Origin of the sequence: Collimonas sp. OK607, from assembly GCF_900111995.1 — a bacterium.
Classification (GTDB): Bacteria; Pseudomonadota; Gammaproteobacteria; order Burkholderiales; family Burkholderiaceae_D; genus Collimonas.
The window spans coordinates 39,029-64,655 of the sequence record NZ_FOKF01000009.1; the positions used below are offsets into that span (position 1 = coordinate 39,029).

At 55.9% G+C, this 25,627-nt stretch carries 21 protein-coding genes; 10 read left to right on the forward strand and 11 right to left on the reverse strand.

Annotated features, from left to right (window positions below; translation table 11 throughout):
- Positions 1-20: 20 nt before the first annotated feature.
- Positions 21-2,393 carry a penicillin-binding protein 1A gene (locus tag BM029_RS08565; RefSeq protein WP_244544969.1) on the reverse strand — a complete coding sequence of 791 codons (2,373 nt, stop codon included), beginning with the start codon at positions 2,391-2,393 and terminating at the stop codon, positions 21-23.
- A gap of 451 nt (positions 2,394-2,844) precedes the next feature.
- Between BM029_RS08565 and BM029_RS08570 the strand changes: the two genes are divergently transcribed.
- From BM029_RS08570 to BM029_RS08605, 8 genes are all read left to right on the forward strand, one after another.
- On the forward strand, positions 2,845-3,924 hold the full coding sequence (locus BM029_RS08570) for a pilus assembly protein PilM (RefSeq protein ID WP_244544970.1): 1,080 nt from the start codon (positions 2,845-2,847) through the stop codon (positions 3,922-3,924).
- Positions 3,924-4,598: a PilN domain-containing protein gene (locus BM029_RS08575; RefSeq protein WP_092434700.1), complete on the forward strand. Its 675-nt coding sequence runs from the start codon at positions 3,924-3,926 to the stop codon at positions 4,596-4,598. The genes BM029_RS08570 and BM029_RS08575 overlap by 1 nt, the downstream gene beginning before the upstream one ends.
- Positions 4,595-5,254, forward strand: coding sequence for a type IV pilus inner membrane component PilO (locus BM029_RS08580; protein ID WP_092434703.1), 660 nt, complete (start codon positions 4,595-4,597; stop codon positions 5,252-5,254). Before BM029_RS08575 ends, BM029_RS08580 begins: the two co-directional genes overlap by 4 nt.
- Positions 5,251-5,799, forward strand: a complete 549-nt coding sequence (locus BM029_RS08585) for a pilus assembly protein PilP (protein ID WP_092434706.1) — start codon at positions 5,251-5,253, stop codon at positions 5,797-5,799. The genes BM029_RS08580 and BM029_RS08585 overlap by 4 nt, the downstream gene beginning before the upstream one ends.
- Positions 5,800-5,849: 50 nt before the next feature.
- Complete coding sequence (gene pilQ / locus BM029_RS08590; RefSeq protein WP_371329104.1) at positions 5,850-7,976, forward strand: type IV pilus secretin PilQ; 2,127 nt, start codon at positions 5,850-5,852, stop codon at positions 7,974-7,976.
- Positions 7,977-8,039: 63 nt separating this feature from the next.
- A complete protein-coding gene (aroKB, locus tag BM029_RS08595) occupies positions 8,040-9,782 on the forward strand; it encodes a bifunctional shikimate kinase/3-dehydroquinate synthase AroKB (protein ID WP_092434712.1) in 1,743 nt (580 codons plus the stop codon).
- Positions 9,779-10,921, forward strand: a complete 1,143-nt coding sequence (locus tag BM029_RS08600) for a deoxyguanosinetriphosphate triphosphohydrolase (protein WP_092434715.1) — start codon at positions 9,779-9,781, stop codon at positions 10,919-10,921. The genes aroKB and BM029_RS08600 overlap by 4 nt, the downstream gene beginning before the upstream one ends.
- Positions 10,922-11,017: 96 nt before the next feature.
- Complete coding sequence (locus BM029_RS08605; RefSeq protein WP_092434718.1) at positions 11,018-11,707, forward strand: DUF4197 domain-containing protein; 690 nt, start codon at positions 11,018-11,020, stop codon at positions 11,705-11,707.
- A gap of 133 nt (positions 11,708-11,840) precedes the next feature.
- Here BM029_RS08605 and hpf read toward each other — a convergent pair whose 3' ends face one another.
- The 7 genes from hpf to BM029_RS08640 all read right to left on the reverse strand — a co-directional run bounded on the left by hpf (position 11,841) and on the right by BM029_RS08640 (position 17,581).
- Positions 11,841-12,191, reverse strand: a complete 351-nt coding sequence (gene hpf, locus BM029_RS08610; RefSeq protein ID WP_061532045.1) for a ribosome hibernation-promoting factor, HPF/YfiA family — start codon at positions 12,189-12,191, stop codon at positions 11,841-11,843.
- A gap of 167 nt (positions 12,192-12,358) precedes the next feature.
- Complete coding sequence (locus BM029_RS08615; RefSeq protein WP_092434721.1) at positions 12,359-13,849, reverse strand: RNA polymerase factor sigma-54; 1,491 nt, start codon at positions 13,847-13,849, stop codon at positions 12,359-12,361.
- Between the two features lie 110 nt (positions 13,850-13,959).
- Entirely contained in the window at positions 13,960-14,706 is a 747-nt protein-coding gene (gene lptB, locus BM029_RS08620) for an LPS export ABC transporter ATP-binding protein (protein WP_092414100.1), read from the reverse strand.
- A complete protein-coding gene (gene lptA / locus BM029_RS08625; protein WP_170851023.1) occupies positions 14,703-15,257 on the reverse strand; it encodes a lipopolysaccharide transport periplasmic protein LptA in 555 nt (184 codons plus the stop codon). Before lptA ends, lptB begins: the two co-directional genes overlap by 4 nt.
- A 94-nt stretch (positions 15,258-15,351) precedes the next feature.
- Entirely contained in the window at positions 15,352-15,945 is a 594-nt protein-coding gene (gene lptC / locus BM029_RS08630; RefSeq protein WP_092434727.1) for an LPS export ABC transporter periplasmic protein LptC, read from the reverse strand.
- A complete protein-coding gene (locus BM029_RS08635) occupies positions 15,942-16,550 on the reverse strand; it encodes a KdsC family phosphatase (RefSeq protein WP_092434730.1) in 609 nt (202 codons plus the stop codon). The genes lptC and BM029_RS08635 overlap by 4 nt, the downstream gene beginning before the upstream one ends.
- Positions 16,550-17,581, reverse strand: a complete 1,032-nt coding sequence (locus BM029_RS08640) for a KpsF/GutQ family sugar-phosphate isomerase (RefSeq protein WP_092434732.1) — start codon at positions 17,579-17,581, stop codon at positions 16,550-16,552. The genes BM029_RS08635 and BM029_RS08640 overlap by 1 nt, the downstream gene beginning before the upstream one ends.
- Before the next feature lie 134 nt (positions 17,582-17,715).
- On the opposite strand from BM029_RS08640, the gene BM029_RS08645 reads away from it, so the two are divergent.
- Together BM029_RS08645 and BM029_RS08650 are read left to right on the forward strand one after the other, a co-directional pair.
- Complete coding sequence (locus BM029_RS08645) at positions 17,716-19,746, forward strand: monovalent cation:proton antiporter family protein (RefSeq protein WP_092434735.1); 2,031 nt, start codon at positions 17,716-17,718, stop codon at positions 19,744-19,746.
- 72 nt (positions 19,747-19,818) lie between these two features.
- A complete protein-coding gene (locus BM029_RS08650; RefSeq protein ID WP_092434738.1) occupies positions 19,819-20,973 on the forward strand; it encodes a PepSY-associated TM helix domain-containing protein in 1,155 nt (384 codons plus the stop codon).
- Here the strand turns inward: BM029_RS08650 and BM029_RS08655 are convergent.
- The 3 genes from BM029_RS08655 to BM029_RS08665 all read right to left on the reverse strand — a co-directional run bounded on the left by BM029_RS08655 (position 20,959) and on the right by BM029_RS08665 (position 25,484).
- Positions 20,959-21,738, reverse strand: a complete 780-nt coding sequence (locus BM029_RS08655; protein ID WP_092434741.1) for a phytanoyl-CoA dioxygenase family protein — start codon at positions 21,736-21,738, stop codon at positions 20,959-20,961. The genes BM029_RS08650 and BM029_RS08655 overlap by 15 nt on opposite strands.
- Before the next feature lie 116 nt (positions 21,739-21,854).
- Complete coding sequence (gene uvrA / locus BM029_RS08660; protein WP_092434744.1) at positions 21,855-24,710, reverse strand: excinuclease ABC subunit UvrA; 2,856 nt, start codon at positions 24,708-24,710, stop codon at positions 21,855-21,857.
- A gap of 351 nt (positions 24,711-25,061) precedes the next feature.
- Entirely contained in the window at positions 25,062-25,484 is a 423-nt protein-coding gene (locus BM029_RS08665; protein ID WP_092434747.1) for a YXWGXW repeat-containing protein, read from the reverse strand.
- Positions 25,485-25,627: the final 143 nt, after the last annotated feature.

Below are 25,627 nucleotides of genomic sequence, written 5' to 3' on the forward strand. Positions count from 1 at the left end.
ACAAATGTGCCCACTCCACATCAGAATAATTCGTTCTTGACCTCGTCCCTGGCTTTTTCTTCTTCCGTCGGCGCCGTAGTGCCGCCACCAAGGCTTTGGGTAGCGATGCCCGGCGGGTATTCGGCGTAATAATATTCGCCGCCCGAATGCACCATGCCTTCCGGCACCACGCGGTCTTCCATCGGTACGCCCTTCAACGCCTGTTGCATGAAGCTGATCCAGATCGGCAACGCCAGGCCGCCCCCGGTTTCCTTGTCACCCAGGCTGCGCGGCTGGTCGTAACCCATCCAGCCGACTGCCACCAGCGACGGCTGATAACCGGCAAACCAGGCATCCAGCGAGTCGTTGGTGGTGCCGGTCTTGCCGGCCAGATCGGTACGGTTGAGCGACAGCGCCTTGACAGCGGTGCCGTAGCGCACGACGTCGCGCATCATGCTGTCCATCATGAAGGCATTGCGCGGATCGATGATGCGATTGGCTTCGTCGCCAGCGAGCTCCGGATGGACTTGCGACAAGACATTGCCATCGGCATCGGTAATCTTGCTGATGATGTAGGGGCTGACTTTATAGCCACCGTTGGCAAAGACTGCGTAACCGCCAACCATTTGCAGCGGCGTCACTGCGCCTGCACCCAGTGCCAGTGTCAGGTATGGCGGATTTTTGTCAGCATCAAAGCCAAAACGCGTCACATATTCCTGCCCGTATTTGGCACCGATCTTATCCAGGATTCGCACCGAGACCACGTTCTTCGATTTGGTCAGCGCCTTGCGCATGCTCATCGGACCTTCGTACTTGTTGCCATAGTTCTTCGGCTGCCAGATCTGGCCACCGGTCTGGCCGCCGCCGTAAGTAAGCGGTGCATCGTTGATGATGGTAGCCGGCGACAAGCCTTTTTCCAGCGAGGCGGAATAAATAAATGGTTTGAATGACGAACCCGGCTGGCGCCAGGCTTGCGTGACGTGATTGAATTTGTTGCGGTTGAAGTCGAAGCCGCCTATCAAGGCGCGGATGGCGCCGTCCTTGGTGTCAGCGGCAACGAAAGCCGATTCCACCGCCGGCATCTGCGTGATGCTCCAGTTTTTTCCTTCCAGCATGACGCGGATGATGGCGCCGCGTTTGACTTTACGTTGCGGCGGCGCTTTGTCGCTCAGCAAATTGGTGGCGATGCCCAGGCCGGCGCCGCTGATACTGATTTCCTGGCCGGACGACAGTAATGCACGGACCAGTTTCGGGGTCGCCTCCAGTACCACCGCCGCCACGATTTCATCGCTGTCGGGATGGTCTGCCAGTTCTACTTCGATCGCGTCTTCGGCTTCTTCCTTGGTGCCGTCAGGGATGTCCATATAGCCTTCCGGGCCGCGATAGCCGCGTCGCTTCTCATAATCCATGACGCCGCGGCGCAGCGCTATATACGCCGCGTCCTGGTCGGCCTTGGTAATGGTGGTGAACACGTTGAGGCCACGCGTATAGGTGTTTTCCTTGAATTGCTCGTAGACCAGCTGGCGCGCCATTTCAGCGACGAATTCGGCATGGATGCCAAACTCGCTGGCGCCGCTCTTGATGTGCAGGGTTTCGTTCTTGGCTTGTTCGTACTGCGCGGCGGTGATGTAGCCCAGCTGCAGCATGCGCAGCAAGATATATTGCTGGCGCACAGTCGCCCGTTTCGGATTGACGACCGGATTGTTGGCGGACGGCGCTTTCGGCAAACCGGCCAGCATCGCGGCTTCAGCGGTGGTGATGTCTTGCAGTTTCTTGCCGAAATAGATTTGCGCTGCCGAAGCAAAACCGTAAGCACGCTGGCCCAGATAAATCTGATTCATGTAGACCTCAAGAATCTGGTCTTTGGTCAGGTTGCGCTCGATCTTCCATGCCAGCGGAATTTCATAGAGAAATTTACGCGACGCTTTCTGGAAGAAGGTCGGTTCGTTGCTGGTCAGGAAAAAATTGCGGGCAACCTGCTGCGTGATCGTACTGGCGCCGCCGCCGCCGCCGGTCAGGTTGGAAAAACTGGCGCGCAGGATGCCTTGGTAGTCGACCCCGCCATGCTGGTAAAAACGATCGTCTTCAATCGCCAGCACGGCCTTCTTCATCACATCGGGTATCTCGTTGATGCGCACCAGGCTGCGCCGCTCTTCACCGAATTCGCCGATCAGGACGCCGTCGGCCGAGAAAATCCGCAATGGAATCTTGGGTTTGTAATCGGTCAGCGAATCCAGCTCCGGCAAGTTCGGGTAGGCCATCGCCAGCATCAGGAAAAAAGTGAGGCAGCCGATAACAAGCAAACCGACAATAATCCCGAAAAATCCAAGTACCAACCGCAGTAACAGCGGCAAGCGACGGCGCGAAAGGGGAGTGGTTTGCGTGGTGTCGCTGGCTGTGTCTGGAGGCGTCATGCGATGTGTTTTATGAAAGATGGATGCCACGCATTATAGCGGCACAGCGTCTGGCGCTCGTTAGGTAATACGCTGAACTGTTATTGAATTGTCCTTGAATTGGCTTTGAATTATCTCCCGATGGACACTTGGCTCAAAACTTGCTCTGCATCATGCGTTCTTGATGAACAGCAAACTGCGTTGTGAAATTCAGACAGAAATTGTCGGTGAAAAACAAATTAGGTTGAGTGGAGTCGCTGCGGCGTCTATTTTAGTGTTACTTAAACAATTGCCATGTGGAAATTTCTTTACAGCACCGCACTCTTATTGCTACGATTTCACCTTATAAAATTTAACATTGCTGTAAGCCCTGTTTTACAGGTTTTTCCTAACTTCGAGACGGAATCCCGCTAATGGGATCGCCTTGCAGGCAGAATGTTCCCCAAATAATACATACTCGGGAGAAATGCTCTTGGCATTAGATCTTGGATCGCTGATCGGTAAAAAGAACCCGCCTCTGGTGGGGATTGATATTAGTACGTCGGGCGTCAGGCTGGTTGAGCTGTCGGAGACGGGCAAGGATCAATTGCGTCTTGACCGCTTCGCTTCGGAACCATTGCCGCGCGGCGCTGTGGTGGATGGCAACATTGAAAATATCGAGCAAGTCACGGAAGTAGTGCGGCGACTGTGGAAAAAAAGCGGCTCCGGCACCAAGCTGGTGGCGTTAGGCATGCCGCCGGCATCGGTGATTACCAAAAAGATCATTCTGGCCAGCGGTATGCTGGAAGAAGAGCTTGAGATGCAGGTCGAATCCGAAGCCAGCCAATATATTCCGTTTGCGCTGGATGAAGTGAGCCTTGATTTTGACGTTATCGGGCCTGCACAGCATTCGCCGGACGACGTTGAAGTGCTGCTGGCTGCTACCCGTAAGGAAAAGGTCGAGGACCGCGTGGCGGTGGCCGAGGCGGCTGGTCTCAAGCCTACCGTGATGGACATCGAGTCCTACGCTGCGCGTGCGGCGATTAACCGCATCATCGGACAATTGCCGAAAGCCGGGCAAGGACAGATTGTCGGCCTGTTTCAAATCGGCACGCAAACCACGCACGTATCGGCTTTGCTGGACGGCCAGCTGATTTATGAACGCGAACAGCCATTTGGAGGCAATCAGCTAACGCAAGACATCGTGCGTGCCTATGGCCTGTCGTATGAAGAGGCGGATACCAAAAAACGCACTGGTGAACTGCCTGAAGGCTATCAGCAGGAGGTCCTCAACCCGTTCCTGGAGAGCGCTGCGCTGGAAGTCACGCGGGCGATCCAGTTCTTCTTTACTTCGACGCCGTACACCCGCCTCGACCAACTGTTCCTGGCCGGCGGCTGCGCCACTATCCCCGGCCTGGTTGAGGTGGTAGCAGGACGGGCCAAGATTTCCACCTCGGTGGTCAGTCCGTTTACCGGCATGCAACTGGGGCCGAACGTGAGAGAAAAACAATTGCGCATGGATGCACCGTCTTATCTGGTTGCCTGCGGTCTGGCGATGCGGAGGTTTGGCTGATGATCAAGATTAACTTACTGCCGCACCGCGAAGCCAAGCGCAAACAGCGCAAGAATGCTTACTTCGCCATGTTGGCATTATCTGCGGTTGTCGGTCTGGTAACGGTGCTGGTGGTCGGCGCATTTATCGCCAACAGTATTGCCAACCAGACTCAGCGCAACAATTTCATTACCGCCGAAAACAAACGTCTTGACGGTGAAATCGCGGAAGTTGCCACTCTCAAGCAGGAAATCGAGGCATTGAAGGCGCGCCAGCAAGCCGTGGAAGATCTGCAGAGCGATCGCAATCAGCCTGTGTATCTGATGGATGAACTGGTCAAGCAGGTACCGGAAGGCGTTTATCTGAATTCCTTCAAGCAGGATGGTCAGCGGGTGGCGCTGAATGGTTATGCGCAGTCGAATGAGCGGGTGTCCGAATTGCTGCGCAATTTGGGCAACAACTCGGCGTGGCTGGAGCGTCCTGACCTGATCGAGATTCGTTCTGCCAATATCGGTACCGGCCGCGACAGCAAGCATGTGTTCGCGTTCACCGTCAATGTCGGCATCAAACGACCGTCTGACAAGGACGCTAAAGATACCGCTGCGACGCCGAAAACTGCGGCAGCCGGGGCAGCTACTGCGGCCGCTGGCGGCACTGCGGCTGCACCAAAAGCAACTTTGAAAGACGCCAAATGACGGATCTGAATAATTTGGGCGCCTCGCTGAGCGCGCAGTTTCGTGGATTGAACGGCCGCCATCCGGGCCAATGGCCGATAGTTCCTCGTGTTTTATCCGGCATCGGGGTATTCCTGCTGGTGCTGGTGGCGGGGTGGTTTCTTTACTGGAGCGATCAGAACGATGAGCTCAACGCGGGCCAACAGCAGGAAGTGCAGCTGAAAGACCAGTACAAGTCGAAGGTCCAGCAAGCCATCAATCTGGACGCATTGCAAAAGCAAAAGCTGCAGGTAGCCGATTACGTCGCCACCCTGGAAAAGCAATTGCCTAGCAAGGCGGAGATGGATGCATTGCTGTCCGATATCAACCAGGCCGGCCTGGGACGCGGGCTGCAGTTTGAATTGTTCAAGCCAGGCCAGGTGGTAGTGAAGAATTACTACGCCGAATTGCCGATCAATATCAAGGTAACCGGTAATTATCACGATGTCGGCTCGTTCGCCAGCGACATCGCCAACCTGCCGCGCATCGTGACCTTGAATAATATGAGCCTGGCAACCGGCAAGGACGGTACGCTGAGCCTGGATGCGATTGCCAAGACCTTCCGGTATCTGGATAAGGACGAAGTGGTAGCGCAGCGCAAGGCCACCGATTCAGCAAAGCAGAAAGGTCAAAAATGACGTTTTTTCGCATTGGGCGTCTGACCCAGGTGACATTTTTTGTCGTATTCATCTCAACTTTGTCAGGTTGCGGCGACAGCGGTGTGCCGGAACTGAAAGAATGGATGGCCGACGTCAAGAGCCATACCAAGGTCGGGATTCCTAAGCTGACCGAGCCGAAGAAATTTATTCCTTTCACGTATACCGGCGCGACCAGCGTCGATCCATATAACCCCAACAAGTTGCTGGTGGCGCTGGCCAAATTGCGCGGTAACTCAACCGGCTTGAAACCAAACCTGGATCGCCGCCGCGAAACGCTGGAAAACTATCCGCTGGATACGATCAAGATGGTCGGAACGTTGCAAAAGGTGGGTTTGAGCTATGGCTTGCTGCAAGTCGACAAGACCGTGTTCCAAACCAAGGTGGGGAATTACGTGGGGCAGAATTTCGGCATGGTTACCAAGATCACTGAGTCCGAAGTAATTTTGAAAGAAATCGTACAAGATGCGTCCGGCGAATGGGTCGAACGCGAAGCCAAGTTAGCGTTGCAGGAGAGCACAAAATGATTGCAGCAGGAAAAAAATTCGTTAACCTGAGCGTAAGCCGGCTGAGCGTGATGCGACAGAAGGTATTGATGTTTGTTGCGCTGGTGTGTTTGCTGGTAACCGGAGCATCGGTAATGGCTGCCGAAGATAATGCCATTACATCGATCAGCGCCAATCAGCAAGGCGCCAACGTCATCGTCAAGATTAATTTCAAACGCCCTTTGAGCGCACAGCCAACGGCGTTTTCCGTGATAAGTCCAGCCCGCATTGCTTTCGATTTTGTCGGCGTCGGTAACGCCACCGGCAAAACCTCGCAAGACATCAGTATGGGTGATGTGCGCAACGTGGTGGTGGCGCAAGCTGACGATCGCTCGCGTTTGGTATTCAACCTGAAACGTTCGTTGTCGTATGCCACTGCAATGGACGGCAATGCCTTGATCGTCACCATCGACGGTTCCGGCGGCCTGGCAACACCGGTCAATGCTGTCGGCATGCCGGTTCGTCCAGCTGCAGCAGTCGTAGCGGGAGCCGCAGCCGCAGCGCCAGCAGCTGCACCTTTGTTAAACGGCAAACCGGCACTGCGCGATATCGATTTCCGTCGCGGCACTGCTGGTGAAGGCCGGGTTGTGATTGATTTGCCTAACACGCAGGTTGGCGTCGATGTGCGCCAGCAAGGCCAGACGATCGTGGTGGATTTCCTGAAGACCAGTTTGCCGGATGTTTTGCGCCGTAAGCTCGATGTCGGTGATTTCGGCACGCCGGTCAAGACCATCACGACCGTGACGCAGGGTGAAAATGTGCGCATGATCATCGAGCCGAAAGGCCTGTGGGAACAAAGCGCTTATCAAAGCGACAGCCAGCTGGTGATTGAAGTCAAGCCGCTCAAAGAAGATCCGAACAAGCTGGCGCAAGGTACGCAAGGCTATCACGGCGACAAGCTGTCCCTGAATTTCCAGAACGTGGAAGTGCGTTCGGTGTTGCAGGTAATTGCCGATTTTACCGGTCTGAACATCATTACCAGCGATACCGTCGGCGGCAACCTGACCTTGCGCTTGAAAGACGTTCCCTGGGATCAGGCATTGGATATCGTGATGCAAGCCAAGGGCCTGGATATGCGTAAAAACGGTTCAGTCATCTGGATCGCGCCGAAGGACGAATTATTGACCAAGGAAAAGCTGGAGCTTGAGCAGCGCTCGCAAATTGCCGAACTGGAGCCACTGCGCACCGAGTCATTCCAGCTGAATTATCAGAAAGCCGAAGCCTTCAAGAAAGTATTCGGGATCGATGATGCCGGTGGTGGTGGCGCAGGCAAGAAGAAGAATTCCATCTTGTCGAGCCGCGGCAGTGCTGTGATCGACCCTCGCACCAATCAGTTGTTCGTGACCGATACGCCGACCACCTTGCAGAACATCCGTAATCTGATTCAGAAAATCGATGTCGCCTCGCGGCAAGTCTTGATCGAGGCACGTATGGTCGAAGCGAATGATGGCTTCAGCCGTAACCTTGGCGCCAAGCTTGGATTTGGCTTCAATAGCAAGAATGTCTCCTCCGGAGGCACACAAAATACGGCGACAACTACTGGCACAGTTCCCCTGACGTCAGGGAATTCAGTGAATTTACCGGCCAATCCTAGTACTGGTACAGCTGGTTCGGTGGCGCTGACTCTGTTTAATTCGGCTGCCTCGAAATTCATCAGCCTGGAGCTGTCGGCACTGGAAGCAGATGGCAAGGGCAAGATTATCTCCAGCCCGCGTGTAGTCACGGCGGATCAGCAAAAAGCCCTGATTGAACAAGGTACTGAAATTCCTTACCAAAATGCCACCAGCAGCGGCGCTACCTCCGTAGAGTTCAAGAAGGCTAACCTGAAGCTGGAAGTGACCCCGCAGATCACCCCGGACGGCAATGTCATTTTGACAGTAGATGTGACCAATGACAGTGTAGGTGTGGTTGTTCCTGGCGGTGTTTCGATCAATACCAAGCATGTCCAGACCCAGGTACAGGTTGAAAATGGCGGCACGGTCGTGATTGGCGGGATCTATACCCAGACAATTTCAAATGATGTTAATAAAGTGCCACTGCTTGGAGATATTCCGGTTCTGGGTTATCTTTTCAAACAAACGGCAATTGTTAACAAACGAACTGAATTATTAATTTTCCTGACACCGAAGATCGTCATCGACCGGATTTCTGGGCAGTAATTGCACAGAAGGCATCGGTTAGACGCCGGTGCCTGCATTTTGAGCAAAAGGTTGAGTGGTGAAATGGTGCGGTACACAGGCAATATCTTTCTGGTAGGCCTGATGGGCGCGGGCAAGACTACGGTTGGCCGCGCCCTGGCAAAAAAACTCAACAAGCTATTCATTGATTCGGATCACGAAATCGAGGCGCGTACTGGTGTCTCGATTCCTTTGATTTTCGAAATAGAAGGCGAAGAGAGCTTCCGTCAGCGCGAGACGGAGGTGATACGCGACCTCAGCGGCCGGCGTGGCATTGTGCTGGCCACTGGTGGCGGGGCCGTCATGCGTCCCGAAAATCGCGAATATCTCAAAAGCCGCGGCACCGTGATTTACCTGCGTGCCAGCATCCATAACATCCTGCAGCGTACCAGCCGCGATAAAAACCGGCCGCTATTGCAAACCGCCGATCCGCGCCGACGCCTGGAAGAATTGTCACGGCAGAGGGAACCATACTATCGCGATGTCGCCGACATTATCATCGACACTGGCCGACCTAACGTACAATTCCTTGTGCACAGCATTTTGAGCCAGTTGGAGTTGTTGCCAAACCAGTTGCCAGACGAGCTTGAGCAAGAATCGCAAGTCGATACATTTAGCCAGGCTAGCGCCAGCGCCCCTATTCCATCAAATTTTTCTATGAATCAGCCGTCAACCTTTCCGGCCCCAGCGCCAACCATCACACTCCAGGTAGAACTGGGCGAACGCAGCTACCCGATCGAGATCGGACCGTCGCTGTTGACCGACCGCGAGCGCATCGCCCGCCTGATTACAGGCAAGCATGTCGCCGTGGTGACCAACACCACCGTCGCGCCGTTGTATTTGCAAGGCTTTAGCCAGGCGTTGAAAGACGCCGGCAAGAACGTGCTGGAAATCGTGTTGCCGGACGGCGAAGAAGAAAAGAACTGGGCCAGCCTGATGCAGATTTTCGATCGCTTGCTGAGCGCAAAATGCGATCGCAAGACCACCCTGATCGCCCTGGGCGGCGGGGTGATCGGCGATCTTACCGGTTTCGCTGCTTCGGCCTACATGCGCGGTGTGCCATTCGTACAAATCCCGACTACGCTGCTGGCCCAGGTCGATTCTTCCGTGGGCGGGAAAACCGGCATCAATCATCCGCTCGGCAAAAACATGATCGGCGCTTTTTATCAGCCGCAAGCTGTGATCGCCGATACCATGACCTTGCATACCCTGCCGGAGCGCGAGCTGTCGGCCGGGCTGGCAGAGGTGATTAAATACGGCGCCGTGATCGACGCCGCTTTTTTCAAATGGATAGAGGACAACATCGACGCGCTGATGGCGCGCGATAACGTCGCCTTGGCTTACGCCATCCGCCGTTCCTGCGAGCTGAAGGCCGACGTGGTCAGGCAAGATGAGCGCGAGGGCGGTTTGCGCGCCATCCTGAATTTTGGCCACACCTTCGGCCACGCGATTGAATCCGGTCTGGGCTACGGTAAATGGCTGCATGGCGAAGCGGTCGGTTGCGGCATGGTGATGGCGGCGGATCTGTCGCACAGGCTCGGCCACATCAGCGCCATCGACAAGGAACGGGTTTGCGCACTGGTACGCGCCGCCGGCTTGCCGACCGAGGCGCCCAACCTGGGCACCCAGCGTTGGCTGGAACTGATGCAGATCGATAAGAAGAACGAAGACGGCCAGATCAAGTTCATTTTAATGAAACCCTTGGGCGGCCATCTGATCACCACTGCACCGCAAGATGCCCTGCTGGCGACAATTCAGCAACTAGCCTCCGGAGACATGCCACGATGAACCAGGAAACGTCCCTCGCACCCTATGCCGCACATTCTGCGTTGTCGCGAGGACGTTTGTTCGAGGAAGCTCCTCCTAGCGCACGCAGTGAGTTTCAGCGTGACCGCGACCGCATCATCCACTGCACCGCATTCCGCCGGCTGGAATACAAGACCCAGGTATTCGTCAACCACGAGGGAGACCTGTTCCGCACGCGCTTGACGCACAGCATCGAAGTAGCGCAAATCGCCCGTTCGATTGCGCGCAACCTGCAGTTGAACGAAGACCTGGTGGAAGCCATTTCACTGGCCCACGATCTGGGGCACACGCCATTCGGCCATGCCGGCCAGGATGCCTTGAACGACTGCATGGAAGGCCACGGCGGCTTCGAACATAATTTGCAAAGTCTGCGCGTGGTCGATCAGCTGGAACAGCGCTACGGTGCGTTTGACGGCTTGAACCTGATGTTCGAAACCCGCGAGGGCATCCTGAAGCATTGTTCGCTGGCCAATGCCAAGAAACTGGGCGATATCGGCGAACGCTTCATTCAGCGCAAGCAACCGACGCTGGAAGCGCAAGTCGCCAATCTGGCAGATGAGATTGCTTATAACAACCACGATGTCGACGACGGTTTGCGTTCAGGCTTGCTGACGCTGGAGCAGATGAACCAGATTGAGTTCTATGCCACGCACAGCCGCCAGGTCGAGTTGCTGTACCCTGGGCTGAGCGGGCGCCGCGCGATCAATGAAACGGTGCGGCGCATGATCAATGCCTTGATCACCGACCTGATTCAGACCTCCCGGCAACGCATCCTGGATGCACGCCTGCAAAGCGTCGACGATGTACGTAACGCGCCGCCCCTGATCGCATTTTCCGATGGCATGGCGCAGCAAGCCGCTTTGCTGAAACGCTTCCTGCGCGAAAACCTGTACCGCCATTATCTGGTCAACCGCATGACCGCCAAGGCGCGCCGCATCGTTGCGGAATTGTATGCATGTTTTAGCGCCGAGCCGAATCTGCTGCCGCCCGACTATCAGCTCGGCCAGCCCGGCACGCAACAGCAAGCGCGCGCGATTGCCGATTACATCGCAGGCATGACCGACCGCTATGCGATACGTGAACACAGGCGTTTGTTCCTGGTAGACGAAGGCCATCTTTAAGATTTACGTGCCAACGTCATTCGTAGTTTGTAGATCTGATAGCAATAAGTTGAGTTAGACTTTGTCGTTGTCCATTTAACTTCACAAGGATCAATTATGCGTCGCGCATACCAAACAGCATTGACAATCACTCTGGCGGTAACCGCATCGGCCGCGCTCGCTTTATCGATAGGCGACCTGAGTAACCAGGACGCCAGCAGTGGCCTGAAAGCCGCGCTGCAAAAAGGCGCGGATGTTGCGGTGTCCAAGTTGGGGGTCGAGAATGGCTTCCTGAATAATGACAAGGTCAAGATCGGTTTGCCCAGCGTGCTGGATAAAGCCATGCCGCTGTTGAGGATGACTGGCCAGGGACAGAAACTGGACGATCTGGTGGTGTCGATGAATCATGCGGCGGAACAGGCAGTGCCTTTGGCCAAGCCCTTGCTGTTGAATGCGGTTAAATCGATGTCGGTTACAGATGCAAAAAATATCCTGACCGGCGGTGATACTTCAGTCACCGATTTTTTCAAACAAAAGACTTCGGCGCAATTGGGACAGAAATTCCTGCCTATCGTCAAAGGCGTGACCGACCGCAACGGCCTGTCGGCGCAATATAACTCGGTCATGGGGCAAGTCGGTAAAACAGGGATGGTGCCGGCTGAGCAAAGCACCGTAGAAGGCTACGTTACCCAACGCGCGCTGGATGGCTTATATACAATCATCGGTGAAGAGGAAAAGGCGATTCGCCAGGATCCTGTCGGTGCGGGCAGTGCGATTATCGGCAAGGTGTTTGGCGCGCTTAAGTAGGAGCGCAACAACGCTTGAACAATAATAATATGATTTACCAATAATAAGGTTTACTCGTAACAAAGGGCGCATTAACTGCGCCCTTGTTCATTTATTGGCGCGAGCTAGACAGCTCGCGCGCTCGGCGACCGGTTCAGGTCGCGGCGGGGAGTTCTTCCGGCAGATGCTTGATAGCATCGTGCTGATGGTCCTGCATCTTGTCCTTGTATTTGATCACCTGGCGATCGAGCTTGTCGATCAGTGCATCAATGGCGGCATAAAGATCGTGAGCAATACTTTCAGCATGCAAATCTTTTCCTTTTACGCGCAGATTAATTTCCGCTTTTTGGCGCTTTTCTTTTTCAGTGATTTTGTCGACGGTCAGAATCACGCTGATATCGATGACCTGGTCGAAGTGGCGTTTGATACGCTCTAGTTTGCTTTGTACATATTCGCGAATGGCAGGGGTTAATTCGAGGTGATGCCCACTGATGGTGAAGTTCATACAGCGCTCCTATCAAGAATATTGCTGGCGGTCCGGAACAGAATAGGCTGAATCTTTAGGCGGACGATTCAAGAGGAACTGTCCTGGCAAGAATCAACGAAAACCCAATGAAAACCGCTTGATCCAAACACAGCAAGGTTAAGCTTTACAATCAAACCAGAAAAAAACTACAAGGCCTTGCGCAGATTAACAGACGGAATTTTCAGTGCTTCGCGATATTTTGCGACGGTGCGGCGGGCGACCACCATACCTTGTTCCGCAAGCATGTCGGCAATCTTGCTGTCAGAGAAAGGACTTTTTGAATCTTCCGCTCCTATCAATTGCTTAATGAGTGCCCTGATTGCCGTTGAGGAAGCCTCTCCACCTGCCTCAGTAGCAACATGGCTGCCGAAGAAATACTTCAGTTCAAACATCCCGTGGGGAGTAAGCATGTATTTCTGTGTGGTTACACGAGAAATAGTACTCTCGTGTAGTCCCAGTGTATCAGCTATTTCACGCAACACAAGCGGCCTCATTGCGACCGCCCCGTGCGAAAAGAAGTTCCTCTGTCGCTCCACTATCGCTTGTGCAACACGCAAGATGGTGTCGAAGCGCTGACGCATATTCTTGATCAGCCACTTGGCTTCCTGCAGCTGGGAAGTGAGGGCGCCGTCGCCCTTGCTTTGCTTCAGGATGTTGGCATACAGGACATTCACCCGCAACCTTGGCATGACGTCATTATTCAGCATCACCTGCCAGCCTTGCTTGCTGCGCCTGACGATCACGTCCGGCACCACGTAGTCTGACGTATTGGCGGCAAAGGGCGCGCCGGGATGCGGATTGCACTGTTTGATGATGACCTGCGCTTCACGCAGATCCTCGTCGTCGCAATCGAGTGCTTTCTTGATTTTATTGAAATCACGTTGCGCAAAAAGCATCAGGTGATCTTGTACAATCGCCAATGCCAGGCGGCGCGTGACGAATGGCACTTTGATAAAACGCTTGATCTGCAAGCTCAGGCATTCTGAGGCGTTACGGGCGCCGACGCCTGGGGGGTCGAAACTTTGCACCATTTTCAGGGCCATCGACAACTCCTCGATAGCGATCTCCAGTTCTGGCGGCAGACGCTCCAGGATTTCTTCCAGCGATTCTTCCAGATAGCCGTTATCGTCCAGCGCATCGATGGTCAGCTCGACCAATGCCCGATCGCGTATATTGTCGAGCGTTTCGCGCATTTGCTGCAGCAGATGTTCACGCAACGTCAACTCGTGGGCTTCCAGTTGCGGCCGCGCATCCTCGTCGTCCGAGGTTTTCGAGCTGCGTGCGATATCGTCAAAACTCCATTCGCTATCGCCGCCATCACTATTTTCGGGGCTGCCATCCGCTGCCGGCGGCGCATCTAAACTGGCTTCGCTTTCGCTGGGCGAACTGCTGACTTCGCTATCGCCGACCGGCGCGTCCATGGTTGACGTACTGCCGCTGATAGCGCCGTCCGCCAGCAAGCGCACAGAATTATCGAGAGGGTCGTCGACCCGCTCCAGCAGCGGATTGTCCGACAAGATCTGTTCCAGTTCCTGATGCAGTTCGAGCGTAGACAGTTGCAACAGCCGTATCGACTGCTGCAATTGAGGTGTCAGCGCAAGATGCTGGGAGGTGCGAAGCTGGAGTGATTGTTTCATGGCTACCGTGCGGACAATTCACTTCTATGGTTTGTTGTAAGGAGTTCAAGCGCCACTGTGCTGCGGCGAATTACGCCACCTGCAATTGCATCGTTCTCGCGTTCGTGAAGTTACATGCGGAAATGCTCGCCGAGATACACGCGCCGTACCGACTCGTCGGCGATGATGTCGTCCGGACTGCCGCTTGCCAGCACGCTACCTTGATTGATGATGTAGGCGCGATCGCAAATGCCCAGTGTTTCGCGCACATTGTGGTCGGTAATCAGTACGCCTATGCCGCGTTCCTTAAGGAAGCGGACGATGCGCTGGATCTCGATCACGGCAATCGGGTCGATCCCGGCAAACGGTTCATCCAGCAGGACGAAGCGTGGATTGGTTGCCAGCGCACGGGCAATTTCGACACGCCGGCGTTCGCCGCCGGAGAGTGACAAGGCCTGGTTTTCACGTAGCTTTTCGATTTGCAATTCATGCAGCAGCTTATGCAACTGCTCGTCGATTTCGGCTTTGGTGAGCGCCTTGCCATTGGGGCGCTGCAATTCCAGAACGGCGCGGATATTGTCTTCTACAGTCAGCTTGCGAAATACCGATGCTTCCTGCGGCAGATACGACAGGCCAAGCACGGCGCGCCGATGGATCGGCAGGCGTGAAATGTCGACGCCGTCCAGATCGATTTCGCCGCCATCCGATGGCACCAGGCCGACGATCATGTAGAAGGAAGTGGTTTTGCCGGCGCCGTTAGGCCCCAGCAAGCCGACCACTTCACCGCAACGGACTTCCAGCGACACGTCATGCACCACCTGGCGCGCGCCATAGCTTTTTTGCAGACCTTTAACTATCAGGGTACTAGGCGCGGTCATGGGACAGCTTTCGGGCGTGGCTGGATCACTGCGCGGATGCGCCCGGCGCCAGACTGGCTGGTGCCGTTGACCGTATTGTTGACTGAGTAGAATTCAGTGCGGCTGTCGTAGGAAATGAATTCGCCATTTACTTCGTCAGTCGGCTTGTCGCCTTGCAGGCGGCGCATTTGCGCCTTCGAAAACAGCTTGGTGACTTCGGTCTTGCCGTCGTATTCAATACGTTCGGCGTGGCCATCGACCCACAGGTCCGGACCGCCGTCGCGTTTTTGACGGAACGTCGCCAGCTTGCCCGGATCCGCATACAAAGTCGCGTATTGATAACCGGACGGGTCGGTGGTCACTACCACGCGATCGGCTTTCATCAGCAACGTGCCACGCGTCAGGACCACGTTGCCGGTGGCGACGTTGACCTGCTTGACGTCGTCATACGTAAGCTGGTCGGAATCGATCAGTGTCGGTTTCTCGGAGTCTGCTTTTTCTGCATGCGCGACGCCGGCGGCACCGACGCTGACGCCGAGTAATAGCAGAGATATGAAAAAAATTCGTTTCATGAAAAATCCTGGATAAAGGATGGAGCTATATGCATAAAAATGTGGCGCGATGGATTGCAATGCGTTGCAACGGTTTGCATATGATCGTCGTCGCTCAATGAGGTGTCGGCGGAAATACGCCATGCACCTTGCTAAACAGTTTCAGTACACGCGTGGAATTGTTGAAATCCATGCCGGTACCGTGCAATATCGATTGCCCCAGCGTGAGTTCCACCGGTTGGTCTGATTGCATGACATCGTCGTCTGGCAATAGCAGCAGATACTCGGATTTCAGGTGAAAATTGTCTGCCTTCGGCGTCTTTGGCCGATCCGCATTAACGTCGCCGTACAAATGCACCTTGCTATTGTTGTCTTCAATCTTGCCGCGGTTCGCACGCAGGTTCATCGGCGGCTTTTCTTTATCCAAGCTATGGATCAGCGGCTTTTGCACATCAAACGAATCGTCCACCGGATTGTGCGTCAGCAGATCGCCCGAAATGTTGTAACGCGGCAGTCCGCTGGGCGACATTTGCACGTAGTTGAAATGCTCAACGAAATAATCAGGCTCGGTGCGCGCCGCCTTCGGCAGCGAATCCTCGGTATGTTTGTTCATCACCTGCACCAGCCAGAAACTGCCGAGCGCCAGCAGGATGAACAATATCAGCAACAGCAGGAAGCGAAAGCGATAGGTGGTGCGCAGATTTTTCATGCTTTACCTGATCTTGGCGGAGTAGCAGGCAAAGGAGTACGCAAATACGATGCCAATGCGTCGGCATAGGTATTTTGCGCACGCATGATCAGGTCGCAGATCTCGCGCGCAGCACCATGGCCGCCGCCGGCCCGGGTGACGTAGTGTACGCGGCTTCTGACATCAGGATGGCCGTTCGGCACGCTGGCGGCAAAACCGACTTGCGACAGGATCGGCAAGTCGATTACATCATCGCCGATGAATCCGCATGCGTCCGGCGTCAGTTGCAGTTGCGCCAGCAATGCGGCAAAAGCCGCGTGCTTGTCATGCACACCTTGATGCACATGGGCGATGCCGAGGTCGCTGGCGCGACGGCTGACAATCGCCGACTTGCGTGCGCTGATGATCGCAGTGGCGACGCCGCTTTGCTGTAACTGCTTGATGCCATGCCCGTCGAGCACGTTAAAGCGTTTGAGTTGCTCGCCGTCGGCGCCGTACAGCAGGCCGCCGTCGGTCAGGATACCGTCGACATCAAAAATCATCAGGCGCAACCGCGCGGCACGCGCTGCCAGATCTGCACGCAATGTCAGATCGGCACTGTCGCCGTGGGTAACCGAGCTCGTCATCAGATCACCTTGGCGCGGGTCAGATCATGGATATGCAGCGCGCCGACCAGCTTGCCGGTGGTATCGCTGACCAGCAGCTGATTGATGCGGAACTGCTCCATCATGTGCACCGCATCGACCGCCAGCTGATCGGGGCCAATGGTGCGCGGATTGGCGTGCATCACGTCGGCAATCGTCAGTTTGGTGAAATCTTGCACCTGCTCGATCAGGCGCCGCAGATCGCCATCGGTAAACACGCCGATGGCGTGGAAATGCTCGTCCACGACGGCGGTCATGGCGATCCCTTTGCGGGTGATCTCAAGCAAAGCCATCGACAGCGATACGTCCGCAGTCACTGCCGGGATCGCTTCGCCGCTACGCATGACGTCACGTACATGGGTCAGCAGACGGCGTCCAAGTGCGCCGCCAGGATGGGAGCGGGCGAAATCTTCCTCGCGGAAGCCACGCGCATCCAGCAAGGCTACCGCCAAGGCATCGCCCATCGCCAAGGTAGCGGTGGTGCTGGCGGTGGGGGCCAGGTTCAACGGACAGGCTTCCTGGTCTACCTTGACATTCAGGTGCACATTGGCGAGTTGCGCCAATGCCGAGCCGTCATTGCCGGTCATCGCGATCAGGCTGGCGCCCATGCGTTTGATGATCGGCACAATGGCCATCAACTCGGCGGTTTCGCCTGAATTGGAAATGGCAATGAACGCATCGTCTTCAGTCACCATGCCAAGGTCGCCATGCGCTGCTTCGGCCGGATGGATGAACAGCGCCGGGGTGCCGGTAGAGGCTAGCGTGGCGGCGATCTTGCGGGCGATGTGGCCGGATTTCCCTATGCCGGACACAACCACCCGGCCGTTGCAATTAAGCAGCAAGGCAATCGCTTGGGCGAAGGGATCGTTGAGGTCGTCGGAAATCCGATTTTTTAATGCGATGATGGCATCGGCTTCGATTTGCAGGGTGCTGCGAGCAAGCTCTAACGCACGACCGGCATCGAATGACTTGGGCAGGGATTGGGGCAAAATTTTGATATCGGGTAGAGTCATCCCGAAAGTATAAACGAAATCCTAAAGCAAAAAACTTGCCAGTCTTTATCGGCATCAATTAATCTGTCTTCGACCCTTCGCGAATTAGCGTTGCCGCAACATAATGTTGATATTGAACCAATTGATTGCCAATAATGCTTTCCGGACTTGAACTGACAATCTTGTTGCTCGGCTCCGCCGTACTAGGGGTTGTAGCTTTTCGCAGCTTTCATTTGCCACCCATGCTGGGCTATCTGGTGGTGGGGATCCTGATCGGCCCGCATGCGCTGGGTTTTGCAGAAGACAATGCCACCACTCACGCGCTGGCCGAATTTGGTGTGGTGTTTTTGATGTTTTCGATCGGTCTCGAGTTTTCGCTGCCGAAATTGACGGCAATGCGGCATATCGTGTTCGGGCTGGGCATGGCGCAGGTGCTGCTGACCATTGGCGCCACCATGTTGTTCGCCTGGATGATGGCGCTCATCCTGCCGCAATTTACCAATATCAGCTGGCAGGCGGCGTTCGCCCTGGGCGGCGCGCTAACGATGTCGTCCACCGCCATCGTTTCCAAATTGCTAACGGAGCGAATGGAGCTGGAAACCGAGCACGGACGCCGCATCATCGGCATTCTGCTGTTTCAAGACCTGGCTTTGGTGCCGCTGCTGATTATCGTGCCGGCGCTCAGTGAGCATTCCGGCAACTTGCTGGCGACGCTGGCCTGGGCTAGCGGCAAAGCGGTGCTGCTGCTGGCGCTGCTGTTGTTCTTCGGTCAGAAACTGATGCGGCGCTGGTTCCAGATCGTGGTACGGCGCCGCTCGCAAGAGTTGTTCATGCTGAACCTGCTGTTGATTACGCTGGCGTCCGCATGGATTACCGAACGCGCCGGTCTGTCGCTGGCCTTGGGTGCATTTATCGCCGGCATGCTGATCTCCGAAACCGAATACAAGCACCAGGTGGAAGAGGACATCAAATCGTTTCGCGATGTCTTGCTGGGTTTGTTTTTCATCACGGTTGGCATGTTGCTGAATATGCGTCTGGTGATCGAGCACTGGTGGCTGGTATTGCTGTTGCTGATAGGCCCGGTGTTCCTCAAGTTCGTCTTGATCGCCGCGCTGGCAAAAATCTTTCGCTCATCCACCGGCGTTGCGCTGCGGACTGGATTGGCGCTGGCGCAGGCTGGGGAGTTCGGCTTCGTGCTGCTGAACCAGGCCGGCGGCCTGCAACTGATCGATCCCTTGCTGGTCCAGCTGATCCTGGCTTCCATGGTGCTGTCGATGCTGGCTGCGCCGTTCATCCTGGCTAAATCCGACGCGATCGTGATGAAACTGTCTTCCAGCGAATGGATGATGCAGTCGCTGGCCTTGACCCAGATTGCAACGCGCACCATGGCCACCAAGAAGCACGTGATCATCGCCGGTTTCGGCCGCAGCGGCCAGAGCCTGGCCAAGTTGTTGAAGGAAGAAGGCATCGATTACCACGCACTGGATCTCGATCCGGATCGCGTGCGCGACGCCCGCGCTGCCGGCGCCCAGGTTTCCTATGGCGACGCCTCGCGCCGCGAGAGCCTGGTGGCAGCTGGCGTACATCGCGCCGCCGCCTTGGTGATCACCTATGCCAGCACGCCTTCCGCCTTGAAAGTACTGCATCATGTGAACGAGCTGGCACCAGCGCTGCCGGTGATCGTGCGCAGCTACGACGATACCGATCTTGACAAGCTGCGTGCAGCCGGCGCCACCGAAGTGGTGCCGGAAGCGATGGAAGGCAGCCTGATGCTGGCCTCGCATGCACTGGTCTTGCTGGGCGTGCCTTTGCGCCGCGTGGTGCACCGGGTGCAGGCTACACGTGATGAACGCTATGCCACCTTGCGTGGATTTTTCCACGGCATCGACGATGCGCCAGATGCCGCCGATCATTTGCAGGTGCGTTTGCACTCAGTGGCTTTACCCTCTGGCGCGCGCGCCATCGGCCGTTCGCTGGCCTGGCTGGGCCTGCCGGAAATGGGCGCTGAGATTGCCGCTTTGCGGCGTGGCCGCAGCGATATTGCCGTCACATCGGAGGTAGTGTTGCAGGCAGGAGACATTGTCGTCCTGCGTGGTGCCGCGGACGCTATCTCCCGCGCCGAAGGGCGTTTGCTGCAAGCATGGACCAGCGCGGGCACCAGCCAGCATAGTGATGAAGATTTTTGAGAATAATACCCATTCTCATTCAATAGACATTTACAATACTCGCTTTATGTAAGGTGCAAGCGAGTTTTGATTATGAAAAAAGCAATACGTCATTGGTTGGTGAAATTGCATCGCTACAGCGGTTTGCTGCTATCCCTGTTCCTTGTCATGGCGGGCCTGACCGGCGCGGCACTGGCGTTTAACGATGAGATCGATGCCTGGCTTAATCCGCAGTTCTATCATCTCGCCTCGACCGGTAGCAAGCAACCTATCGATGCCCTGGCAGCTCGGGTTGAACACGACTATCCACATGCGCGGCTTGCCTTTTTCGCCATCGAGCAGGATGCCAGCGCGCCGCTCCAGGCAAAACTGCGTCCGCGCAAACCGAACGAAGAGTTGGCAGTGGATACGGTATTTATCGATCCGGTCACCGCTACCGTAGTCGGCGAACGCAACACCAAGGCGGTCAGCCTGGCGCCGCAAAACCTGATGCCGTTCCTGTTCCGCTTGCATCGCTATCTGTTGTTGGACAAGCCAGGCGCCATCATCTCCGGCAGCCTTGGTTTGTTGTGGGTGGCGACGCTATTGATCGGCTTTGCATTGGCGTGGCCCAAGCATCGCAACGGCTGGGGAAAAGCATTGTCGATCAAACGCGGCGCCGGCGGTTTCCGCCTGATGTACGACTTGCATCGCACGGTAGGCCTGGTTGCTGGAATATTGCTGGTGATAACGGCCTTTACCGGCGCTGTGATGAATCTGCCGGACGTCGCGCGTCCTTTGGTCTCCAGCCTGTCGGCGCTGACGCCGCCGCCCAAGGGTTCGAGTGCTGAGGGAAAGCCGCAAATCAACTGGCAGCAAGCGCTGGCAGCGGCGCAGGCAACCATGCCGCTTGCCACCCCGGCGCGCATCGCGCATGACGACAAACACGGCGTCTATCAAGTCCGTTTGCGCAAGCCGGATGACATCCAGGACGGCGGTAGTGTACGGGTATTTATCGACGTTGCAGACGGCCACGTGCTGCGCTCGCTAGATCCGTTAAAAGGTTCCGCCGGCGATACCTTCATGGGCGTGCAGTATGGCTTGCATACCGGTCAGATACTGGGTTTGCCGGGCAAGATACTGGTTGCGTTCCTGGGTTTTCTGCCGCTCTTGTTCATGATTACCGGGATTGCCATCTGGTTGCAAAAGCGGAAATCGGAAACACTGGCGCACACGCGTCGTTTGCAGCGGGCCTCAATGGCTCAGTAGAATATCTTCCGAGGCGGCAGAGCGGCTGCCTGGCACCGGCTGGTTGCTTTGCCCGTGATAAGCAAATACCACCGATTCCTTGACCGCTTCGGTATTGTTCCTGCCGGCTGCGTGGAACAATCCGCTATGGAAAAAGACCACGTCTCCTTGCTGCAGCTCTACCGCTTTTCCCTGTGCAAACAACGCCTGGTTTTCGCCGATTTCCGGGCGCAGGAAATCCAGCTGGTCCATTTGTCCGGGTTTGATGTCGAAGCGGTGCGAGCCTGGAATAAAGCGTAGGCCGCCATTGTTCTGGTTTTCGCTATCGAGCGCCAGCCAGACCGAGATCAATTCGTTGCGCGGGAACGACCAGTAGCGGATATCGCGATGCCAGCCGGTCGCGGTGCCGAAATGCGGGTGCTTGGTCATCACGCAATTGTGATGCGATAAAGTCAGGCATACCGGTTCGCCCAGCAACAGTTCCAGCATCGCTACCAGTTGCGGACTACGAGCCCAGGCGCGATAGCTATCGTGTCGCTGATAAGCATTGCGCAGGCGCCGTGCAGTGCGGCCGCCGACGCTATCGAGCGATTTCGGCGCGCCGGCATAACCTACCTCGGATTCGTATTCCAGTGGCGTCACCGCCTGCGCCAGATGATCATTTGCAGTGGCGATCATCAGCTCGCAATCCGCCATCGGCACCATGCGCGGCAAGATCAGGTAACCGTCTGTTTCGAAGGCGGCGATTTGCGCTGCAGACAGCGCCGGAGGGGTGTTGGTAGACATGGTTATCTCGTTGTCTTATTTGCTACTTGTTATTTATTATTTTATTGCATTCCATTGGAGGCCGTCCGACCTGAGCGCGGTTGCGCCCAGGCCGGATGGCTGCCGAGGTGAAATGGTTATTTATTTTTCTGCAGTAAAGGTCCCAGATATTTACCGGTGACGCTGGCCGGGTTCGCCGCCACCTGCTCCGGCGTACCGGTAGCAATGATACGGCCGCCGCCGGCGCCGCCTTCTGGCCCGAGGTCGATCAGCCAGTCGGCGGTTTTGATGACATCGAGGTTATGTTCGATGATGACCACGGTATTGCCCTGGTTACGCAGGCGGTGGATCACCTTCAGCAGCAGATCGATATCATGGAAATGCAGGCCGGTAGTCGGCTCATCCAGGATGTACAGGGTGCGGCCGGTGTCGCGCTTCGACAGTTCGAGCGACAGCTTGACCCGCTGCGCTTCACCGCCGGACAAGGTGGTAGCACTTTGGCCAAGACGGATATAGCCGAGGCCGACATCCAGCAGCGTATGCAATTTACGCGCAATGATCGGCACCGGTTTGAAGAATTCGTAAGCTTCTTCCACCGTCATGGCCAGTACTTCGGTAATGTTCTTGCCTTTGTATTGCACTTCCAGCGTTTCGCGGTTGTAGCGCTTGCCGTGGCAGACATCGCACGGCACATATACGTCCGGCAGGAAATGCATTTCAACCTTGATCACGCCATCGCCCTGGCAGGCCTCGCAGCGGCCGCCCTTGACGTTGAACGAGAAGCGCCCGGCGTTGTAGCCGCGTTCCTTGGCCATCGGCACGGTGGAGAATAAATCGCGGATCGGCGTAAACAAGCCGGTATAGGTCGCCGGATTGGAGCGCGGGGTGCGCCCGATAGGCGCCTGGTCGACCGAAATCACCTTGTCGAAATGCTCCAGTCCGCCGATCGATTCATGCGCCGCCGGTTCAGCTTGCGATCCGTACAGGTGACGCGACGCGGCGTGATACAGCGTATCGTTGACCAGTGTCGATTTCCCCGAACCTGAAACACCGGTAACGCAGGTCAGCAAGCCGACCGGCAAATTCATCGTCACATTCTTCAGGTTGTTGCCGGTGGCGCCGGTGATGATGAACTGGCGATCAGGATCGGCCGGCGTGCGCTTTTCCGGCACCGCGATTTTCAGTGTGCCGTTCAGGTATTTAGCCGTCAGCGATTTTTTACTCTTGAGAATCTGCTCCAGCGTTCCTTCAGCAATAATCTCGCCGCCGTGCACGCCAGCGCCCAGCCCCATGTCGACCACATAGTCGGCGGTGCGGATCGCATCTTCATCGTGTTCCACCACCAGCACGCTGTTGCCGATGTCGCGCAGATGGCGCAAGGTTTCGATCAGGCGATCGTTATCGCGCTGATGCAAGCCGATCGACGGTTCATCCAGCACGTACATGACGCCGGTCAGACCGGAACCGATTTGCGAGGCCAGCCGGATCCGTTGCGCTTCACCGCCGGACAAGGTGTCGGCGCTGCGTTCCAGCGACAGGTAATCGAGGCCGACATTATTCAGGAAGGTCAGGCGCGAAACGATTTCCTTGATGATCCGGTCAGCGATTTCTTTCTTGGCGCCAGTCAGCTTCAGCTTTTCGAAGAACGACAGAGTCTCACGCAGCGGCGTTGCCGCGACTTCGTAAATGGCGCGTTCCTGTTTGCCGTTGCCAACCTTGACGAAACGCGCTTCGACGCGCAGCCGCGCGCCGTGGCAGGACGGGCATTCTTTTTCGTTGATGAACTTGGCCAGCTCTTCCTTGACCGCCATCGAATCCGTCTCGCGATAACGTCGCTGCAGATTGTTAACCACGCCTTCAAACGTGTGTTCCTTGATGACGGTGCGGCCGCGTTCATTAACATAGCTGAACGGAATGGTTTCCTTGCCGGAGCCGTACAACACAGCTTGCTGTGCCTTTTCGGGCAGTTTCTCAAACGGCACATCGATGTCGAAATCGTAGTGCGCCGCGATGTTGGTCAGCATCTGGAAGTAGAACTGATTGCGTCTGTCCCAGCCTTTGACCGCGCCGCTGGCCAGCGACAGGTTGGGGAAGGCGACGATACGCTTAGGATCGAAAAATTCGATATGGCCCAGGCCATCGCATTCCGGGCAGGCGCCCATCGGATTATTGAAAGAGAATAGCCGCGGCTCCAGTTCCTGCAGCGAATAGCCGCAGATCGGGCAGGCGAACTTGTTGGAATACACGTGCTCGGCGCCACTGTCCATTTCCAGTGCAATCGCGCGGCCTTCGGCCAGGCGTAGCGCGGTTTCAAAACTTTCAGCCAGGCGTTGCTTGGTGTCTGCCTTTACCTTCAAGCGGTCGATCACTACATCGATGGTGTGCTTTTCGGTCTTCTTCAATTTTGGTAAATCGTCGACTTCATAAATCTTGGCGGTGCCGGTACCGCTCTGGATGCGGAAGCGCACAAAGCCCTGTGCCTGCATCTGTTCAAACAGATCGACATGTTCACCCTTGCGATTGGCCACCACCGGCGCCAGGATCATCAGCTTGGTATCTTCCGGCATCGCCAGCACCGCATCCACCATCTGCGACACCGACTGCGCCGCCAGAGGTTTCTCCGGATGGTCCGGGCAATACGGCGTGCCGACACGTGCGTACAGCAAACGCAAATAATCGTGGATCTCGGTCACCGTACCAACGGTGGAGCGCGGATTATGCGAAGTCGCTTTCTGTTCGATCGAAATCGCCGGCGACAAACCTTCGATCAGGTCGACATCCGGTTTTTCCATCAACTGCAGGAATTGCCTGGCGTAGGAAGACAGCGATTCGACGTAGCGCCGCTGGCCTTCCGCATACAGCGTGTCAAATGCCAGCGACGATTTGCCGGAGCCGGACAAGCCGGTGATCACGATCAGTTTGTTGCGCGGTAAATCCAGATTGATGTTCTTGAGGTTATGCGTACGCGCACCCCGGATGCGGATTTCTTCCATTTACAGCTTTCAGCGTAAGTTTAAGGCCGTGTCGGCTTATTGGAAATGCAATTTTCACGTGTGAAGGGCTTGCGGCTGCCATCGGCGGGAGTGTCCGGCCGGTGCTGCAAATGCATATCAAACGGATCAACCTGACACTATATCAGGGTCGGGATTTTAGAGTTTGATCCGGCTATCTCGTGTGAAGACAGTCGCGTGAACACAGTCGCGTGAATACAGTCGCGTGAAACAGTACGCTGGCAGAGTGATGGGATGACGGGAGAACGTATGGGCCGGAACGTATCGACCTGGAACGTATGAATTCCCGCCTGATCCAATGGCAACATCAGATCAGGCGGGCGCAACTACACTTTAGCAATTACCCTTTTTGGCTTGCCCCGGTGGACAATGATAACGGCCTCCGTCATCGTCGCGCCTGTCATCACGACGTTCGTCACGATAATGCTCATGGTGGCGGTCGTCGCCCTGACGCCAGCCGCCACGACGCAGCTCCCATCCGTTACTCCCTTGACGCCATTCCGGCCGGTCGTACAGATACCCGCTACGCGCTCTTTCCCAATGTCCGCCAGCCCAGACATGGCGGCGGCCATCCCAATTCCAGTATCCCGGCGCCCAGATGTAGCCAACCCGCGGCGGTGGCAAAACCTCGTATCGTGGCGGTGGCGGCGGTGTTCCAATCGTGATGTTTACACCTATTTGCGCCATGGCCTGGGTTGGCATGAAGGCGGCAGCGCTAACTGCTATAAGCGCTACCGCGCAGAGCATACGTTTCATATCTATTTCCCCCACAGTTATTTGGTGTCACGAACTATATCTTTTTTTATTTCGAAAACGATTAATGATGCAATAAATTACATCTAATTCGGAGCGGAAAGCGCCTGATATCCATTGGATAGCAAACCGCAATCGCGCTCAAA